This is a genomic window from Polaromonas sp. JS666, from assembly GCF_000013865.1.
GTDB lineage: Bacteria > Pseudomonadota > Gammaproteobacteria > Burkholderiales > Burkholderiaceae_C > Polaromonas.
This window is the reverse complement of the sequence record NC_007948.1, coordinates 2,234,557-2,253,633: the sequence shown is the minus strand read 5'-3', so window position 1 is coordinate 2,253,633 and position 19,077 is coordinate 2,234,557. Positions and strand designations below refer to the sequence as shown.

Genomic DNA, 19,077 nt, shown 5'->3' with positions numbered 1-19,077 from the left:
ATTGATGCAAAATTCAGTTTGACGTAAGATGTAAAATCCGACGCCAACCAGCGTCACGTCAGCACCCAACCAGTCACCCTATGGCAGCAACGTCCCTGACCCCCCGAGCGCTTTACGAGGAAGTCGCCGAACTTTTGCGTCAGCGCATTTTCAATCGCGAACTGGCCCCGGGAAGCTGGATAGACGAGCTCAAGCTGGCGGAGGAATACGGCATCAGCCGCACTCCCCTGCGTGAAGCCCTGAAGGTGCTCGCCACCGAAGGCCTGGTCACCATGAAAGTGCGGCGCGGCGCCTATGTCACCGAGGTATCCGAGCGTGACCTCGCGGACGTCTACCACCTGCTGGCCCTGCTCGAAAGCGATGCCGCAGGCGTCGTGGCCACCACCGCCACCGAGGCCCAACTCAAGGAACTGCAGGGCCTGCACCAGGAACTGGAAAAAGCAGTGGTCGACCGCGAACGCTTTTTTCAGATCAATGAAACGTTTCACATGCGCCTGCTCGAAATTGCCAACAACCGCTGGCGCGATCAGATGGTCGCCGACCTGCGCAAGGTGATGAAGCTCAATCGCCACAATTCCCTGCTCAAAAGCGGGCGCATTGAAGAATCGCTGCAGGAGCACCGGGCCATCATGCAGGCGCTGGCGGCGCACGACGCCGAGGGCACGGCGCAACGCATGCGCGAACATTTCAGGAATGGCCTGGAAGCGGCAGGCTAGGAAGCCACCACTGGGTGGCGTCCCGATCACAAAGTCTCAGACGTGTGGCAGTGCTTCCCAGTGCTGCAGCACCTTCCCGTGCTTGTCCACGCTCTCGAGCAACACCCGAAAGCCCCACAGGCGGGCAACATGCTTCAACACTTCCTGGGCTTCGTCAGTGAGCGGACGATCGTTGTTGCGCGAATGGCGCAGAGTGAGGGAGCGGTCGCCACGAACGTCCACATTCCAGACCTGTATGTTGGGTTCGCGGTGATTCAGGTCGTGCTGGCGCGACAGCGCTTCGCGCACCCGCCGGTAACCCGCCTCGTCGTGGATCGCCGCTACTTCCAGCTCTGTCTCGGCGGCATCGTCCAATATGGAGAAAAGCCGGAACTCACGCATTAAATGAGGCGAGAGGTATTGGCCGATGAAACTTTCGTCCCGGAAGTGCCGCATGGCGTGATCCAGCGTCTTGAGCCAGTCGGTTCCGGCGATGTCGGGGAACCATTGACGGTCTTCCTCGGTCGGCGCAACACAAATTCGCTTGAGGTCGCTGAACATGGCAAAGCCCAGCGCATAGGGATTGATCCCGCTGTAGGCCGGGTGTGTGACCGGCGGCTGGTAAATGACGTTGGTGTGCGACCGCAGGCACTCGATCATGAAGCCATCGGTCAGCAGGCCCTCGTCGTACATGGAATTGAGCAGCGTGTAATGCCAGAACGTGGCCCAGCCTTCATTCATGATCTGGGTCTGCCGCTGCGGGTAAAAATACTGGCCGATCTTGCGCACGATGCGAACCACCTCGCGCTGCCAGGGCTCCAGCAGCGGTGCGTTCTTCTCGATGAAATAAAGAATATTTTCTTCCGGCTCTATCGGAAAGCGGCGGCTGGTTTTTTCAACCTGCTTGTCCGCTGACTTGGGCACGGTGCGCCACAGATCATTGAGCTGCTGCTGCAAATAGGCCTCGCGGTCCTTGCGCCGCGCCTCCTCTTCCGCCAGCGAGAGCTTCTGCGACCGCCGATAGCGGTCCACACCGTGGCTCATCAGGGCGTGGCAGGAGTCCAGCAGCTCCTCAATCGCTTCCCAGCCGTGATGTTCCTCGCACTCGGCGATGTAGCTGCGGGCATACACGAGGTAGTCAATGATCGAGCTGGCGTCCGTCCACATACGGAACAGATAGTTGCCCTTGAAGAAGGAGTTGTGGCCATAGCAGGCGTGAGCCATCACCAGCGCCTGCATCGGCATGGTGTTTTCTTCCATCAGGTAAGCGATGCAGGGGTCCGAATTGATCACGATTTCGTAGGCCAGCCCCATCTGGCCCCGACGGTAATTTTTTTCGGTGGAAATGAACTGCTTCCCAAACGACCAGTGCCGGTAATTGACCGGCATGCCGACGGATGCATAGGCATCGATCATCTGCTCGGCCGTGATCACCTCAAGTTGCACCGGGTAGGTGTCCAGGCCGAAGTTCCGGGCGGTCCGCGCGATCTCGGTGTGGTAAGTCTCTATCAGCTCGAAGGACCAGTCCGGCGGACTGGGCAGGCGCGCAGGCCGACGCTCGCTTGCCGGCAGTTCCGCCTGCGACGTCCCGGAGCGCAGGCGCGGCTTTGTCCGGCTCATGTACTGACGCCTTTCTTGAACAGCTCCCTGAACACCGGATAAATCTCCGCGGCATCGCTGATCTTGCGCATGGCGAAATTGGGGCTGCTGTCTTGCACCTGGGTGTACTCTTCCCACAGGTTCTGGTCTTCCTCGCCCACCTGCACATAAGCGAAGTACCGTGATACCGGCAGCAGCTTGCCAGTCAGCAGTTCACGGCACTTGGCCGAGTCCTGATGCCAGTTGTCGCCGTCTGAAGCCTGGGCTCCGTAGATGTTCCATTCGCCCGGCGGGTAGCGGGCCTGGATGATCTGGTGCATCAGCGTCAAGGCGCTGGACACCACCGTGCCACCGGTTTCAGTGGACTGGAAGAACTCCTCTTCGGAGACCTCGGTGGCCTGCGTATGGTGGCGAATGAAGATAACGTCGGTTCTCTCGTAATGGCGTCTCAGGAAGAGGTACAGCAAAATGAAAAAACGCTTGGCGATATCCTTGCGCGCCTCATCCATCGAGCCCGAGACATCCATCAGGCAGAACATCGCCGCCTTGGCGGTGGGCAGGGGCACCCTGACCCGGTTGCGGTAACGCAGGTCAAACGGATCAAAAAACGGAATCTTCCCAAGCCGGCGGCGTAGCATTTCAATTTGCACTGTCAGCGCATGAATCTCCCCAGGCATTGGCGGCGTCTGGCGCATGGCTTCGGCCAGTTGCAGTTCCAGTTCATGCAGCCGCCGCCGGGTATCCCCACCCAGGGCGATACGCCGGCTCAGGGCCACCCGCATCGAACGCACCACATGCAGGTTGGTCGGCGTTCCCTCAGAAATAAAACCGGCACGCCGGGACTTCCACTCCGGCGCATCGGGCAGGAGTTGGGTCCGCACCAGATGAGGCAACGCGAGATCATCAAAAAAGTACTGCATGAACTCTTCGCGCGTGATGCGGAACACGAAATCGTCTTCGCCGATGGCGTCCTGGCTGGCACCCGGACCCGACCCACCAGCGCCACCGCCCGATGGCCGATCGATCCGGTCGCCGCGCACATAGTCGCGGTTACCGGGGTGGACAGTCTCGCGAATGCCGCCGGATCCGTGCCCAAACACAGGCTCGGACACGTCGCGCCGTGGCAGTGTGATGTCCTCGCCCTGCTCGATGTCGTGAATGCTGCGGCCCGCCACGGCGCGGCGAACGGCTTCCCGGATCTGCCCGCGGAAGCGGCGCAGGAAGCGCTCGCGGTTGCCGATAGACTTGTTCTTCCCCGACAACCGCCGATCGATAACTTGCTGGAGCACAGTGATCTCCGGTCTGATGCTAAATGGCGCGCCCGTACTACAGGCACAGGCCGCGAACTTCAGGAGCTCTTGCGAACGCGCAGGTACCAGTCACACAACAACCGGACCTGGCGGGTGGTGTACCCCTTGGCGACCATCCGGTTGACAAAGTCCTCGTGTTTTTGCTGCTCGTCCGCGCTGGCTTTGGCATTGAACGAGATCACGGGCAGCAGGTCTTCGGTGTTCGAGAACATCTTCTTCTCAATCACGCTGCGCAGCTTCTCGTAGCTTGTCCACATCGGGTTCTTGCCCGCATTGTTGGCCCGCGCGCGCAGCACGAAGTTGACGATTTCGTTGCGGAAATCCTTCGGGTTGCTGATGCCTGCCGGTTTTTCAATCTTCTCCAGTTCGGCATTGAGCGCAGAACGGTCGAAGATTTCGCCGGTATCGGTATCCCGGTACTCCTGGTCCTGAATCCAGAAGTCGGCGTAGGTGACGTAGCGATCGAAAATGTTCTGGCCATATTCCGAATACGACTCGAGGTAAGCCGTCTGGATTTCCTTGCCGATGAACTCGGCATAACGCACCGCCAGGGTTTCCTTGATGAAGGCCAGGTATTGCTGCTCGGTTTCGGGCGAGAACTGTTCGCGCTCGATCTGCTGCTCCAGAACGTACATCAGGTGCACCGGATTGGCTGCAATTTCGGTGGAATCGAAATTGAACACCTTGGACAGGATCTTGAAGGCAAAACGCGTCGAGATGCCGCTCATGCCCTCATCCACACCCGCGTAGTCGCGGTATTCCTGGTAGCTCTTGGCCTTGGGGTCAGTGTCCTTCAGGTTCTCGCCGTCATACACCTGCAGCTTGCTGAACAGGCTCGAGTTTTCTGGCTCTTTCAGGCGCGTCAGCACCGCAAACTGCGCCATCATTTTCAGCGTTCCCGGGGCGCAGATCGCATTGATCAGGGAAGAGTTGCGGATCAGCTTTTCGTAGATCTTGACTTCTTCCGACACGCGCAGGCAGTACGGCACCTTGACGATGTAGATGCGGTCCAGGAAAGCTTCGTTGTTCTTGTTGTTTTTGAAAGCCTTCCACTCGCTTTCGTTGGAGTGCGCCATCACAATGCCATCGAACGGGATGGCGCCAAACCCCTCGGTACCCTTGAAGTTGCCCTCCTGGGTTGCAGTGAGCAGCGGATGCAGCACCTTGATGGGGGCCTTGAACATCTCGACAAATTCAAGCAGACCCTGGTTGGCCAGGCACAGCCCGCCGGAATAGCTGTAGGCATCCGGGTCGTCCTGGGCGTAGGTTTCCAGCTTGCGGATGTCGATCTTGCCCACCAACGAAGAAATGTCCTGGTTGTTTTCATCGCCAGGCTCGGTCTTGGAAATGGCACATTGCTTCAGGATGGAGGGGAAACGCTTGACCACACGGAACTGGCGGATGTCCCCCCCGTACTCGTCAAGCCGCTTGACCGCCCAGGGCGACATCACCCGCTGCAGATAGCGCGGCGCAATGCCGTACTGGGATTCGAGCACCGGGGCGTCTTCGGCATTGTTGAACAGGCTGAGCGGCGACTCATTGACGGGCGAGCCTTTCAATGCATAGAAAGGCACCTGCTCCATCAGTTGTTTGAGCCGCTCGGCGATTGACGACTTGCCGCCGCCCACAGGCCCCAGCAAATACAGGATCTGCTTTTTCTCCTCCAGGCCCTGTGCGGCATGGCGGAAGTAGGACACCACCTGCTCGATCGGATCTTCCAGTCCGTAGAAGTCCCGGAATGCCGGGTAGATCTTGATGACCTTGTTGCCAAACAGGCGTGACAGGCGCTGATCATGCCGGGTGTCCAGCATCTCGGGCTCACCAACGGCTGCGAGAATTCGCTCAGCCGCGGTTGCATAGACGAGGGGGTTGTGTTTGCACGCCTCGAGGTATTCCTCGATGGACAACTCCTCCTCCCGCGTTTGCTCATACCGCGTCAGGAAATTTCGAACGACATCCATAGGACCTCCTATGTGCGCAGCAAATGAAGGTTCTCGGCCGGCGGCAAAGAATTTCTTTGCTTACTGCGCTATGACTTGAATGTATACCTCAAATCTTATTGCTTGGTAGATTTTAAGGTCAGATAAAAGTTCCGGTAAAGGGCATCGCTTGCTGCGCTCTCCTTTTTTTCAAATATGCAACAGCAGATGCGCGCAGCGTAACCCCGGCATACAGCAAGATGGCGCACCCCCCGAAAAAAATAGCTCCGAAAGAGTTTCACGTTGTTTCGGGAACGGCTTGAAGATCGCTGGCCAGCAACGGCTCGACAGCGCGACCTGCACGCAAGTTTCAGCCTTCTGGTTTCAGCGTCACTTGCCTTCATGCAGGTCTTGCCTCCGTCAAATTTTCGGTGCAGATGCGGCCAAACCGATTCTGCAAGAATTCGTCGAGCGCTATCTGCTCCTGTCCAATAAAACCGGATTGCGGCAAGGCCCCCTTCGCAACCAGGTCCAGTGCAGTACAAATGCCGGCAGCCGTCGTCAACTGTATGGCGGTCAGGGAGTTTCCGTCAATCTCGGCGCCCGCCATTCGCGAGAAATACGACTCCTCAACGAGGCGTTGATTGCGATAGCCCGAGGCCGAGGCAAACACCACGATGACGTCCTGACGCGTTGCCGGGATCGCTGCCTCCAGAATATCCTTGAGCAGGTCCCGGCGTTCCCGTAAACGCAAATCGTTCAGCAACAACTTAATGACAGCGCAGTGCCCGGGATAGCGAACCGATTTGTAGTCCACGTTGCGCGCCTTCCCGTGCAGTGTCTCCATGAGCGTACCCAGCCCGCCCGATGTATTGAAGGCCTCATATTCGACGCCGTCCAGCGCAAAGGTCTCGTAGCCTTCCAGCGCCATGACCTGCGTGGGCTCGCCGTCCACGATGGCGTTGCACGGATTGCAGTATTGGTTAATGAGTCCTTCGGTGCTCCACGTCAGGTTGTAGCGCAGCCTGTTGAGGCAATAGCGCGGCAGGGCACCCACGCGCAGGTGCAGGTCCAGCAGCCGGTCAAACCGGCGCGCAAGATCATGGCCCACGATGCCAATGAAACCCGGCGCCAGCCCGCACTGGGGCATCAGCACGCTGGTGGCATCCGCCGCCAGTCCGCGGATGGCCTGCGCACTCCCGATGTCTTCGGTCAGGTCAAAATAATGGACATGCTCCCTGGCGCAGAGGCCGGAGACGGTAATGGCCTGATGAAAGGGCAACGCGTTCAGCACGGCGTAACGCCCAGCCACGGCACGGGCCAGCGAGACCTCGTCATTCACCACCATCACATCCAGGCCCAAGGCGGCCAGGGGTTTCAGCCGCTTGCAGTCTCGGTCGGCCACGAGGATCTCATAGTCGCCGACGTGCCTGAGCAGCACGGCCATGGCAAAACCAATGTGCCCGGCACCCAGAATGGTGATGGGCCTGACGCTGGTGACCATACCCTTTCCTTTCATGCCCTGCGGCTAGTGCAGTGTTGCACGCTATCTGGAACATAAAACCGCGTCTTTTGCGCCATGGCGGCGTTGCAAATCCGCGCGATACCTGCGGGTATCGCTGTGGTTTGCGCCTTGCCCTGACCCAAAATCCATCGCTTTTATTCGTCCCATCAAGCATGCAACACTGCACTAGGGGCCACCCCCCCATTTCCGCCCCTTTATCAACGCGCAATCCTGGCCTCATTTGGTTCTATCGTATGCGTCATCCATGTCAATGTGTATTGACAATTCCGTCAAAAAGAGTTTTTATATTGGTCATAACGACATAACTCATAGTCAATTTATATGAGCATGCATCTGGATGACACTGACCGGCGCCTGCTGAGTCTCCTGCAGGCCAATGCGCGCGAGCCTGCAGCCACTCTGGCGCGCAAGCTGAAGCTGGCGCGGACCACGGTGGTGGCGCGCCTTGCACGACTCGAACGCGACGGTGTGGTGGCCGGGTATGGTGTGCGATTGGGCCAAAGGCTGGACAGCACCGCCGTGCGCGCCTACTGCAGCCTGAGCATCCTGCCCAAGACCACCGCATCAGTGCTCAAGGAGCTCGCCCAGATGCCCGAGATTGAAGAGGTATCGGCCGTCAGCGGGCAGTTCGACTACCTGGTTTTCCTGCGCTGTGAAACCCATGAACAGCTCAACGCGCTGCTGGACCGTATCGGCCTGATTGATGGCGTGAACCACACCCAGACGTCCATCGTCCTTAGCCGCAAGATTGACCGGCGCAGCGCCGTCGGCCTATAGCCCTATAGCCCTATAGCCCGGGTAGCCCGGACGCGCCCCGAGGCAGCCGCCCTATGCCGCCTCCAGCACAGCCTCATGCGCCAGCGCCATCACGTCGCGCGGGTGAAGGGCCTTGAGCTTGTGGTTGCTCCAGACCTGCCGCCAGCGCCGCGCCCCAGGCAGGCCGTGGCGCAAACCCAGCATGTGACGTGCAATGCTGCTCCAGGGCGTGCCATGCTCGGCGGCTTCGCGTGCCATGTAGTCCACCATCTGCGCTTCAACGGATTCGCGCGTCCGCCCAGCATCCGCCACACCGTAAAACGCCGCATCCCAAACGCTGAGCCACCAGGGGTTGTGATAAGCCTCGCGGCCAATCATCACGCCGTCGAGTTGCTGCAGCTGCTCGGCCACTTGCGTGCTGGTAGTGATGCCGCCGTTGATGGCGATGGTGAGTTGCGGAAACTCGGCCTTGAGCCGGTGCACCAGTTCATAGCGCAGCGGCGGCACCTCGCGGTTTTCCTTCGGGGAAAGGCCCTTGAGCCAGGCGTTGCGCGCGTGGACGATGAAGGTGCTGCACCCCGCCTCGCTGACCGCGCCCACAAAATCACGCACAAAACCGTAGCTTTCGCCCTTGTCGATGCCGATACGGTGCTTCACCGTCACAGGAACGGACACCACGTCGACCATGGCCTTGACGCAATCGGCCACCAGTTGCGGCTCGGCCATCAGGCAGGCGCCGAAGGAGCCGCGCTGCACCCGCTCGCTGGGGCAGCCGCAGTTCAGGTTGATCTCGTCATAGCCCCACTGCTCGCCCAGCGTGGCGCACTGGGCCAGTTCGGCCGGCTCGCTGCCGCCCAGTTGCAGGGCCACCGGGTGCTCCTCCACGCCAAAACGAAGATGCCGCGCCACGTCGCCATGTATCAGGGCACCGGTTGTCACCATCTCGGTATACAGCAAGGCGTGGCCAGACAGCAGGCGGTGAAAGTGGCGGCAATGCCGGTCCGTCCAGTCCATCATCGGGGCCACGCTCAGGCGCCACGGCGAATGCGCACGGTTATCGGTGACAGAATGCAAAGAGCCGGCTGAGCCGGGAACGGGCGTTGACATGAGTCCAATTATCCCAGCAGAGTAAAACCCAGTGTTTCTCTTGGCCCATGGGCAGCCAGGGGGAAGTCACCAAGGCAAGCCGCCACACAAGCCGGGTAACATGCCTTGAACCTGCCGGCCCCAAGCCCGGGCCCGGCCAGGCGACAAACGCCCAGCGCGCAAGACAACAAAGGAATGACAGCGATGAGCAGACCCGCGGCACCACCCCACGCATCCGGCACCCAGCCGCCAGACAACCGGCCCTGGACCGGGCGAATCATGGTGGCGATTCCACTGGCGGCCTTGCTGGCGGCATGCACATCGGTACCCCTGCCACCCTGGACACCTTCCTCGTCACCGCCGGTCGCGCGTGCACCCGCCAGCCCTCCCGCATCTGTAGTCACCGCACCACGACCGGCTGCGCCCCCGGCCGCGGTACAGATATCTCCGGTTGCCCCGCCCTCGCGGCTACCTGCAACACCCTCCTCAGCGCCCGCTGACCCGCCAGCACCCTACAGCGCGGCTGTCGCCGCCCGGTTTCCGGCACCTTCGGTGATTTACGACACACCGGGCCTGCAAGCCGGCCGCACCAGCTTCACCACCCTGGCGGAAATCCAGGCCTGGCTGCGCGATCAGGCGATGGTCGCATCGCAAGCGCCTGGCGTTAAAGCTGCCGTTCTACCCATCGGGAGGTCCCAGCGTGGCGAACCCCTTGAGGCGCTGGTCCTGACCCATGCCAGCGGCACAGACCCGTCCGCCCTCCAGGCTACGGGCCGGCCGACGGTGTTGCTGGTCGGGCAGCAGCATGGCGACGAGCCTGCCGGTAGCGAGGCGCTGCTGATCATTGCCAGGGAGCTTGCACAGGGCCGTTTGCGGCCTGTGCTGGAACACATCAATGTGGTCATTGTTCCGCGCGCCAACCCCGACGGCGCAGCCACTGACCAGCGTGTGACCAGCGGCGGGCTGGACATGAACCGCGATCATTTGCTGCTCAACACGCCCGAGACCCAGGCGCTGGCTCAACTCACACGGGACTACCGTCCCACGGTGGTCGTGGATGCGCACGAATACACCGTGGTGGGCCGCTTCCTGCAAAAGTTTGGCACGGTGCAGAAGTTCGACACGCTGCTGCAATACGCCACCACCGCCAATATCCCCGAGTTTTTGACCAAAGCCGCCGAGGAGTGGTACCGCCGCCCCCTGCTGGCAGCCCTCAAGACCCAGGGCCTGAGCACCGAGTGGTACTACACCACATCCACCGACCTGGCCGACAGGAAGATCTCCATGGGCAGCACCCAACCTGATACGGGCCGCAATGTGAACGGCCTGAAGAATTCCGTGAGCCTGCTGATCGAAACACGCGGCGTGGGCATCGGGCGGCTGCACATACAGCGGCGCGTGCATACCCACGTCACGGCCATCACCAGCGTGCTCGCCAGCACCGCCCAGCGCGCCAGCGACCTGAACCAGCTGCGCCCCTACCTCGACAAGGAAGTCAGCGCCCAGGCCTGCAGGGACGAAGCCATTGTGGAAGCGGCAGCTACGCCCGCCCAGTACGAGCTGCTCATGCTGGACCCGGTAAGCGGTGCCGACAAGGCCGTCACGGTGGACTGGGACTCGGCGCTCGCGCTGCGCAAGGTCAAGGTGCGCGCACGTCCCTGCGGGTACTGGCTGTCCGCAGACTCGGGCAAAGCCGTGGACCGGCTGCGCCTGCACGGCGTACAGGTGTTGCGTGTGGCAGAGCCCGGCTCCCTGCTGGGCGACAGCTACCGGGAAAGCTCGCGCACGACAGGCGAGCGGCAGGACGTGCGCGGCACGATCGCCGGCGGCGCACCGGTCATCAAAGCACAGGTGAGCCTGCTGCGCGGTGTGGTCGATGTGCCGCGCGGCAGCTACTACGTGCCGCTCAACCAGCCTCTGGGCAACCTCGTGCTTGCCGCGCTGGAGCCCGACACACAGAGCAGCTATTTTGCCAACCAGATCCTGGATGGCCTGCAAAGCACCGTGCGCGTGATGGCAGAGCCGGCCATCAAATTCGAGGACCTGCCTTGAGCCATTAGCGGTGCACCAGCCGGCAGCCCACGGTCCTGACGCTCGTGTCTGACAGGAAGAGGATGTCATGGCTGACCGGGCGCAGAGGATTTTCGCGCCTTAATGATCAGGTTGATGCAAAAAGGACAGGCCATGAAAGACTTTGAACTGACCAAAAAAATGCTGAATATGGGCGGTGTTTTTTACCCGACGGGCTACGCGGTCATCATGTTTCCGGATGCCGCGGACGTCCGCAAGGTCGCCAGCGAACTCGAGGCAGGCAACGACGGCGTCATGCTGCTGAGCCCGGAAACCATTCTCAAGGAAATCAGCCCGGCCGATGGACATTCAGATGTACATCTGCCGTCCGTGGGTACCGAGGGGGCGACCGTCCACAAATTCGGCGATCTGGCACGGGAAGGCCACTATGGACTGATGATTCCCGTGCACTCCGGGGAGGACACCGAGCGCGTGATGGCCGTGGTGCGCACGGTGCCGTTTTCCTATGCCCAGAGATACCACTCGCTGGCCATGGAGGATCTGGAATAGCCTCTGGCTTTATTCCGTGGGACCTCTATGAGGGTCGGTGAAGGCCCCTGCGGATTTGAGGCAAACTTCGCCCCATGACCGCGCACCGCCCCGACTGCCTGCAACGTGCCCGCCAGCTGGTTGCGCACCTGCAACTGCGGCCCCATCCCGAGGGCGGCTGGTACCGCGAAGTCTTCCGCTCGGACCTGCAGGTGCAACCTGCGGACGGGCGGCCGGCGCGGCATGCCCTCACGTCCATTTACTTCCTGCTGGAGGCCGGACAGCATTCCCGTTGGCACAAGGTGCTTTCAGATGAGGTCTGGGTATACCTCGAAGGCGCACCGCTTGACCTCTGGGCGTGGGATGCCACCACTCACCAGGCAAGCTGTATCCCGCTGGGTCCCGTCAGTGTTGCAGAGAACCTCGATGGGCCGCTGCCGCGTCAACCCCAACACGTCATTGCGGCAGGCCTCTGGCAGGCCGCCAGACCCCTGGCCGGTCACCCGGATGGCTTCACCCTGGTGGCCTGCATGGTCGGACCGGGCTTCGATTTTTCTGATTTCCAGATGATGCAGGCCGACGGCCACGAGGCCCAGTTGATCAGGCGTGAGCACCCTCACCTCTCGGTCTTCATTGACCACGCTGCTTCATGAGCAACCCCACGTCTGCAGGGACCTGGTGCGTTCAGCGGTGTGATCCGCCGCGCTTCGTTCGTGTGCGGGCTTAAAAGCCTCCGCTAATGTGCAGCACTGGCGGCGGAGCGCTCCAGCACATGGCGCGTCATCGCCTGTGCCAACTCATGCTCCCCCAGAAACACCTTACCAGCATTTTCCTGATCCAGCAGCTTGGCCTCCGCCTCGTTGTGTGTGCGCACCACTGTTTCAATCGCCGGGTTAAGCGCCCGGGCCGTCGCAATCATCTGCCGCACATCGAGCGTGTCAGGTGTGGCAATCACCAGCATGCGGGCTTGCGCGATATGCGCCTGAATCAGCACATCAGGCTCCGACGCATCACCTGAGACCGCAGGCAGCCCCTGCTCCCGCAGCCGTTCAACCGCCTCGCGGTTTTGCTCGGCCACGACAAAAGGGATGTGGTGGGCCCCAAGCGCCTCCGCGATGCGCCGCCCTACCCGCCCATAACCGACCAGCACCACATGGTGCGAGAGATACTTCGCTTCAGTGCTGGCCGGCAGCTGGGCCGTCGGGTCGTCACGTGCTTCCAGTTTGCGCGCCAGTGCGGACTTGCCCAGTATCCATTGCTGAAAAGGTTCAACCGCCTTGAAGACCAGCTGGTTCAGCGCAATCGAGATCAGCGCCCCGGCCAGCACCAGGCTTTGCCCCTCCGGCGGCAGCAGTCCAAGCGACGCACCCAGGGCCACCAGGATGAAAGAAAATTCACCGATCTGCGCCAGGCTGGCAGACACCGTGAGCGCGGTATTGAGCGGGTAGCGAAACGCCACGACGAGCAGGCCGGCCGCCAGCGATTTGCCGACAATGATGATGCCCACCACCGCCAGCACCTGCAGCGGACGCTCCAGAAGCACCCAGGGGTCAAACAGCATGCCGACCGAAACAAAGAACAGCACCGCAAAAGCGTCACGCAGCGGCAGCGACTCTTCTGCGGCACGGTGACTGAACTCGGACTCGCGCATCACCATGCCGGCAAAAAATGCGCCCAGCGCAAACGACACGCCAAACAGCGCCGTCGCACCAAACGCAATGCTGACGGCTGCCGCCACCACGCACAAGGTAAAGAGCTCACGCGAACCCGTGCGCTGTACATGCCACAGCACCCACGGAAAAAACCGCCGCCCCACGACCAGCATCAGCGCGACAAAACCGCCGACCTGCAACATCGTCATGCCCAGCGTTTTCCACAGCATGTTGACATCGGCGGAGGCATCGGTTTTACCAGATAGCCAGCTGCCCAGCGGCGGCAACAAGACCAGCACCAGCACCATGGCCAGGTCTTCCACCACGAGCCAGCCCACGGCAATGCGCCCGTTGACGGAATCAAGAATCCCCCGACTCTCAAGCGCGCGGAGCAACACCACCGTACTGGCCACCGACAGCGAAAGCCCGAACACCAGCGCGCCGCCCAGGTTCCAGCCCCACCAGTGCGCCAGCCCCATACCCAGCGCAGTCGCCACAGTCATCTGCACCACAGCGCCGGGCACGGCAATCTTGCGTACCGCCAGCAAATCATCCAGCGAAAAATGCAGACCGACACCAAACATCAGCAGCATCACGCCAATCTCGGCAAGCTGGCTGGCAATCCCGGTATCGGCCACAAAACCCGGCGTGAAGGGCCCGATGATCACCCCTGCCAGCAGATAGCCAACGATGGCGGGCAAGCGAAGCCGTGCAGCCGCAAAGCCAAAGATCAAAGCCAGACCCAGGCCGGCGGCGATAGTGCTGATGAGGGAGACGCTATGGGGCATGCGGGAGGGGTTCCTTCAACAAGAGGCGAAGAGGCGGGCGCGAACGAAAGCCGCGCAAGGCAGTGCGCCGATCTAATTTACTACAGTCAGAAGGAAACAAGGTGAAGCAAAAATAGTGCGCGATAGTCCGCGACAGTGCGTGATAGTGCGCGTTCTGAAGCAACGGGTTCAGGGCTTTCGCTGGTGCACAGCATCGCCGTAATACTGTTCGCACAGCTCCCGCGTCAGGCTCACGAGAAACCGGCTCAGCCGGGTAGCCGGGCGCGCCTTGGGAACCGCAACACACAGGCGGTTGCGAATCACCGGCGCATGGATGGCAGCCATGAAAGGCGGTGTGTCATGCGTCCATTCCCGTATGGCGCTGGCCGGCAGCACGGTTGCGGCCACGCCGCGCGCAACCAGCGACAGCACGGTTTTTATCGAATCCACCTCCGCCACCACCTTGAGCAGGTAACCTCGGGGCTTGACCTCGCTTTCAAGCAGTTGTCGCAAGGAATTGGGCTTGCTGGGCAGGACCAATGACAGTGCCGCCACCTCGGCCAGCCGGATGCGTGGTGGCAGGGGGGTTGATGCCATCAGCACCAACGGCTCACGCACGATGGTTTCAATATTCAGCAGCGGCGACGCGGGTGGGTCAAACAGCACCGCCACATCAAGGCGGCCGGCCACCAGCCATTCACGCAGACGAATGCTGAGCCCCTCTTCCACGCTGATGGCGGCATCAGGGAACTCGGCGCGAAAGCGCTCCACCAAATCCGCCGTCATGGCGTGGGCGACGCGCGGCGGCAGGCCGATGGTGATGCGGCCGCTGGGGATGAGCTTGCGCTCCTGCATGTCAGCACGGGCCCGTTCCGCCAGCTCAAAAATCGCCCGCGCGTGCGTCAGCAGCGCCAGCCCCGCGTCGGTGGGCTCGGCGCCGCGCCCTGTGCGGTTGAGCAGGCGTTGACCGATTTCCTGTTCGAGCAGGGCCACCTGCTGGCTGAGCGCGGGCTGCGACATCACCAGCGCCGCTGCAGCCTTGCTGAAGCTGCCGGCCTCGGCAACGGCCACAAAATATTCAAGACGGCGTAAATCGATGATGGGCTCCTGCTGAACGGATCCTGAGGATCCGGGTGACCGATGTACCCGACAGTGTACCCAGTGATATTGAATATTCAAATAGCTGATATCTGAAAATCATCCAACCAAAACAGAGGCATCGCCGCCAGAATACGGACAAGCACCATGACGACATCAACACCCACCCTTACCTTCAATCCGCGGCCGTCGCGGCCTCGCCTGCAGCTACCCGTGGGGGCCTGCGACAGCCACGTCCATGTCTTCGGCCCCGCCGCGCGCTTTCCGTTTGCTGACACTCGCAGCTTCACCCCGGCAGATGCGCCGAAAGAGACGCTGTTTGCCCTGCATCGGTTTCTGGGAATTTCCCGCTGCGTGATCGTGCAGTCAGCCTGCCACGGTTTTGACAATTCGGTGGTGGAAGACGCGATTGCTGCAGGCGGAGGCCGTTACCTCGGTGTGGCGCTGGTGCCGCACACCGTGCCCGATGCCGAACTGCGGCGCCTGAAGGCCGCCGGTTTTCGCGGCGTGCGTTTCAACTTCATGGCACACCTGGGGCAAGGCGCCACGCCGCAGCAGGTGGCGGATTTGACGCACCGCCTGGCGCCGCTGGGCCTGCATTTGCAGGTGCATTTTGAAAGCAGCCTGATCCATGAGCTGGCGCCAATTCTCAAAACCTCGGCCGTACCGGTGGTGATTGACCATATGGGCCGCGTTGACGCCACGCTGGGGCCTGACCACGCCGATTTCAGCGCGCTCTGCAGCTTGATGGAAGACCCGCGTTTTTACGTCAAGGTCAGCGGTGCGGACCGCATTGCGCCCGCCCCGCCCTACACCCAAGGCGCGCGACTTGCCCGCCAATTGGTACAAACCTTTCCCGATCGCTGCTTGTGGGGAACCGATTGGCCGCACCCCAACCACACACATGTGCCCGACGACGGCGTGCTGGTGGACCTGCTGCGCGACATCGCCCCCACGCCCGAGCTGCTGGATCGCCTGCTGGTTCAAAACCCGCAACGCTTTTATCAATTTCCAGCCTGAAGCGTCATCAAAAGGATCTCCCCGTGAATGGACGTTTGCAAGACAAGGTAGCGTTGGTAACCGGTGCCGGGTCCGTCGGCCCGGGCTGGGGCAATGGCCGTGCGATTGCCGTGCGCTTTGCACAGGAAGGTGCCCGGGTATTTGCGGTAGACCGCGATGTCGAACGTATGCAGGAGACCGTGAGACTGGTCAAGGAAGCGGGCGGCGAGATCGAAACGGCGGCCTGCGACGTGACCCAATCCGATTCGGTTGCCGCCGTCGTGACGGCTTGCCTTGAGCGCTTCGGGCGCATCGACATACTCGTCAACAACGTCGGCGGTTCGGCGGCGGGCGGTCCGGTAGAAATGACGGAAGAAGTCTGGGACGCGCAGGTTGACCACAACCTGAAAAGTGTGTTTTTGACCTGCAAGCATGTGCTGCCCCTCATGGAAGAGCGTGCCTCAGGGGCTATCGTCAACATCGCCTCCACGTCGGGCATCCGCTGGACGGGCTCGGCGCAGGTGGCTTACGCCTCCACCAAGGCCGGCGTGATCCAGTTCTCGCGCGTGGTGGCCGTGCAATACGCCAAGACGGGCATACGCGTCAACACCGTGGTGCCCGGCCAGCTCTACACCCCCATGGTGGACGCGCGTCTGGCCAAACAGCGCACAGAGGGCGACGTCAGCGCCTTGCTGCAGCAGCGGCAGTCGCGCATTCCATTGCCCTTCATGGGTGACGGCCGCGATACCGCCAATGCGGCGTTGTTTCTGGCTTCTGATGAAGCCCGCTTCGTCACCGGTACCGAGCTGGTGGTCGATGGGGGCATGTCGGTTCGATGCGATTAACGGAATGAAGGAATGAAGGAAAAATCATGAAAACACGAGACAAGCTCCGCAGAAATATCCTCAGCCTGCTACCAGGCGTCCTGCTGGCCCTTTCCGGGGGCTTCACGACAACAAGCGCCATGGCGCAAACCAGCATCACCCGGCTGGTGGTGGCCTTCCCGCCTGGCGGACCGGTGGATTTTGTGGCGCGCAGCATCAGCGAACAGCTTGGCAAGGAGCTGGGCACCCAGGTGATTGTGGAAAACCGGGCTGGCGCCAACGGCGCCATCGCCGCCGACTTTGTCTCACGGGCCGCGCCCGACGGCAGCACCATCTGGCTCACCAGCGTCGGCGCGGTGGCCATCAACCCACCGCTGTATGAAAAACTGCCCTACGACCCGGTACGCGATTTGGCCCCGATATCGCTGGTGGCCAACAACGTGGAGCTGCTGGTGGTCGGCGCCAACAACCCGGCGAAGACTGGCGCTGAATTCATCGCCAATGCCAAACTGCGCAAAGAGGGGGTCACCATGGCGTCTTCCGGCACGGGCAGCGTGCCGCACCTGGCCATGGAGCTGCTGGCCGACGCCACCAAAACCAACCTGGTGCATGTACCGTACAAGGGTGCCGCGCCAGCCATCACCGACGTGATTGCGGGCCATGTGGATGGCTTTTTTGGCGACATTCCCGGCCTCGTCGGCTTTATCAAGGCAGGCAAGCTCAAGCCCATTGGCATCGCATCGCCCAGGCGCCACCCGCTGCTGCCCGACGTTAAAACCTTTCAGGAAATGGGCATGGCGGGTGTGGACTCTGACAACTGGTACGCGCTTTTTGCCGGAAAAGCCACGCCGGCGGCTGACATAGAGCGCCTCAACCAGGCCATCAGGCGCACGCTGGCCCATGAAGGCGTGCGTGCCAGGCTGCAGGCCTCGGGCGCTGAGCCTGCGGCATCCAGCCCGGCTGAGCTCGCGTTGCTGCTGAAAAATGACACGGCCAAATGGGGCCGGGTGATTCGTGACAAAAAGATCAAACCCGAATAGACCCGCTCATGAGAATCTCACCGATTGCACCGGGCACCCGGCCCGAGCTGGCGGCTATTGAAGCCGGCATTCAGGCCGAACGCGGCCGCGTGTCGCTGCTGTACCAGGTGCTGCTGAACAGCCCGACATTGGCACAGGGCTGGGAGGGCCTTTTGACCGCTGTACGCAACCGCAGCAGCCTGCCCGCCGACCTGCGCGAGATGATTATCCTGCGCGTTGCGGTGCTGAACCGCGCGCCCTACGAGTTTGAGGCTCATGTCCCGCATGCACTCAAGGCGGGTATGCCACAGGAAAAAATCGACGCCCTGCGTGACTTGCAGCGGCCAGAGGGGCTGACGGGATTTTCAGATCAGGAACGCCGGGTGCTGGCGCTGACCGACGCGATGACACGCGACATCGATGTGCCCGACAGTGTGTTTGACCCGATCAAGCCCTGCTTCAGTGAGCAGCAGCTGATCGACCTGGTGGCCACCGTGGCCGCCTACAACATGGTGTCGCGTTTTCTGGTGGCCCTCAGGATTGGGCACTGACATGAGCCGCCCGGCCGTTACCAAGGCGAATACCGCAACGCGCAGCGCAGAGGTTACCCAATGAGCGCTGCCACAACCATCCCGACGGACGCCTTGCTGGTGAAAGCCACACTGTCTCCGGGTAATAACGACCACCTGCCCGACTGCCTGCCGGCCATCATGCAGCACTTGCGAGGCGCCCTGAAGCCATCACCGGCAGAGCTGCACAGCGCTTTTTCTGCCGCACACAAAATGCTGTACATCTATCTGCATTTACCGGAGCGCGTGCCACTCGACAAAGCCGTCGCCACCACGCTGGAGTTGGCGCTTGAAAGGGAATGGCCCCAGCTACAACAGGTATGCGTGTCCCGGCTGCAAAAGGTGTTTGAGGCCAGAGGGGCTTCTGCCGGCAGCAAGCCCGTGTTTCATTACGTGGTCGAGATGGACCCCGAAAGCGGCTGGATGCCCGAGCTGGCGCAGTGGTACGACACCGAGCACATGCCCGGCCTGGCCGCGGTGCCGGGCTGCATCCGCGCTGCACGCTTTCTTAACCACGACCACGGCCCCCTGTCGCTGGCCTGTTACGACCTGGTGACCGAAGAAACACTGGGTTCGGCACCCTGGCTGGCGGTACGTGCCACAGACTGGAGCAGCCGCATGAGGCCGCACTTCACCCACACGGTTCGCAGCATGTTCAAAGTACTGCCCGGCAGCCACACCACAAAATCAGGGACGTAGC

17 protein-coding genes are annotated in these 19,077 nt (G+C 61.6%); 10 read left to right on the top strand and 7 right to left on the bottom strand.

Annotated elements, in window-relative coordinates:
• The first annotated feature begins 80 nt into the window (after positions 1-80).
• Complete coding sequence (locus tag BPRO_RS10745) at positions 81-716, top strand: GntR family transcriptional regulator (RefSeq protein ID WP_011483085.1); 636 nt, start codon at positions 81-83, stop codon at positions 714-716.
• Positions 717-752: 36 nt separating this feature from the next.
• Here BPRO_RS10745 and BPRO_RS10740 read toward each other — a convergent pair whose 3' ends face one another.
• From BPRO_RS10740 to BPRO_RS10725, 4 genes are all read right to left on the bottom strand, one after another.
• Positions 753-2,315 (bottom strand): SpoVR family protein, encoded by a 1,563-nt coding sequence (locus BPRO_RS10740; protein ID WP_011483084.1) that lies wholly within the window; start codon positions 2,313-2,315, stop codon positions 753-755.
• Positions 2,312-3,589: a YeaH/YhbH family protein gene (locus BPRO_RS10735; RefSeq protein WP_041388724.1), complete on the bottom strand. Its 1,278-nt coding sequence runs from the start codon at positions 3,587-3,589 to the stop codon at positions 2,312-2,314. Before BPRO_RS10735 ends, BPRO_RS10740 begins: the two co-directional genes overlap by 4 nt.
• 53 nt (positions 3,590-3,642) lie before the next feature.
• Entirely contained in the window at positions 3,643-5,565 is a 1,923-nt protein-coding gene (locus BPRO_RS10730) for a PrkA family serine protein kinase (RefSeq protein WP_011483082.1), read from the bottom strand.
• A gap of 358 nt (positions 5,566-5,923) precedes the next feature.
• Positions 5,924-7,027: a saccharopine dehydrogenase family protein gene (locus BPRO_RS10725; RefSeq protein WP_011483080.1), complete on the bottom strand. Its 1,104-nt coding sequence runs from the start codon at positions 7,025-7,027 to the stop codon at positions 5,924-5,926.
• 342 nt (positions 7,028-7,369) lie between these two features.
• On the opposite strand from BPRO_RS10725, the gene BPRO_RS10720 reads away from it, so the two are divergent.
• Entirely contained in the window at positions 7,370-7,825 is a 456-nt protein-coding gene (locus BPRO_RS10720) for an Lrp/AsnC family transcriptional regulator (RefSeq protein WP_011483079.1), read from the top strand.
• A gap of 51 nt (positions 7,826-7,876) precedes the next feature.
• Here BPRO_RS10720 and dusA read toward each other — a convergent pair whose 3' ends face one another.
• Complete coding sequence (gene dusA, locus BPRO_RS10715) at positions 7,877-8,911, bottom strand: tRNA dihydrouridine(20/20a) synthase DusA (RefSeq protein WP_011483078.1); 1,035 nt, start codon at positions 8,909-8,911, stop codon at positions 7,877-7,879.
• Positions 8,912-9,094: 183 nt separating this feature from the next.
• Between dusA and BPRO_RS10710 the strand changes: the two genes are divergently transcribed.
• The 3 genes from BPRO_RS10710 (at position 9,095) to BPRO_RS10700 (ending at position 12,102) form a co-directional block, all read left to right on the top strand.
• Positions 9,095-10,942, top strand: coding sequence for a M14 family metallopeptidase (locus BPRO_RS10710; RefSeq protein ID WP_011483077.1), 1,848 nt, complete (start codon positions 9,095-9,097; stop codon positions 10,940-10,942).
• Between the two features lie 132 nt (positions 10,943-11,074).
• A complete protein-coding gene (locus BPRO_RS10705; protein ID WP_011483076.1) occupies positions 11,075-11,470 on the top strand; it encodes a hypothetical protein in 396 nt (131 codons plus the stop codon).
• 74 nt (positions 11,471-11,544) lie between these two features.
• Positions 11,545-12,102, top strand: coding sequence for a cupin domain-containing protein (locus tag BPRO_RS10700; RefSeq protein WP_011483075.1), 558 nt, complete (start codon positions 11,545-11,547; stop codon positions 12,100-12,102).
• A gap of 83 nt (positions 12,103-12,185) precedes the next feature.
• On the opposite strand, the gene ybaL is transcribed toward BPRO_RS10700, so the two are convergent.
• Together ybaL and BPRO_RS10690 are read right to left on the bottom strand one after the other, a co-directional pair.
• Positions 12,186-13,889: a YbaL family putative K(+) efflux transporter gene (gene ybaL, locus BPRO_RS10695; protein ID WP_011483074.1), complete on the bottom strand. Its 1,704-nt coding sequence runs from the start codon at positions 13,887-13,889 to the stop codon at positions 12,186-12,188.
• A gap of 168 nt (positions 13,890-14,057) precedes the next feature.
• The gene (locus BPRO_RS10690; RefSeq protein ID WP_232291525.1) at positions 14,058-14,939 is read right to left on the bottom strand and encodes a LysR substrate-binding domain-containing protein; all 882 of its coding nucleotides are present in this window, start codon (positions 14,937-14,939) and stop codon (positions 14,058-14,060) included.
• Positions 14,940-15,113: 174 nt separating this feature from the next.
• Here BPRO_RS10690 and BPRO_RS10685 point away from each other — a divergent pair, with 174 nt between their 5' ends.
• The 5 genes from BPRO_RS10685 to BPRO_RS10665 are packed head-to-tail and all read left to right on the top strand — an operon-like array spanning position 15,114 to position 19,076.
• Positions 15,114-15,986 carry an amidohydrolase family protein gene (locus tag BPRO_RS10685; protein ID WP_011483072.1) on the top strand — a complete coding sequence of 291 codons (873 nt, stop codon included), beginning with the start codon at positions 15,114-15,116 and terminating at the stop codon, positions 15,984-15,986.
• A 23-nt stretch (positions 15,987-16,009) separates the two neighbouring features.
• Complete coding sequence (locus BPRO_RS10680) at positions 16,010-16,810, top strand: SDR family NAD(P)-dependent oxidoreductase (protein WP_011483071.1); 801 nt, start codon at positions 16,010-16,012, stop codon at positions 16,808-16,810.
• Between the two features lie 26 nt (positions 16,811-16,836).
• Positions 16,837-17,829 carry a Bug family tripartite tricarboxylate transporter substrate binding protein gene (locus tag BPRO_RS10675; RefSeq protein ID WP_011483070.1) on the top strand — a complete coding sequence of 331 codons (993 nt, stop codon included), beginning with the start codon at positions 16,837-16,839 and terminating at the stop codon, positions 17,827-17,829.
• An 8-nt stretch (positions 17,830-17,837) separates the two neighbouring features.
• Positions 17,838-18,359: a carboxymuconolactone decarboxylase family protein gene (locus BPRO_RS10670; protein ID WP_011483069.1), complete on the top strand. Its 522-nt coding sequence runs from the start codon at positions 17,838-17,840 to the stop codon at positions 18,357-18,359.
• 60 nt (positions 18,360-18,419) lie between these two features.
• The gene (locus BPRO_RS10665) at positions 18,420-19,076 is read left to right on the top strand and encodes a hypothetical protein (RefSeq protein ID WP_011483068.1); all 657 of its coding nucleotides are present in this window, start codon (positions 18,420-18,422) and stop codon (positions 19,074-19,076) included.
• Position 19,077 lies beyond the last annotated feature (1 nt).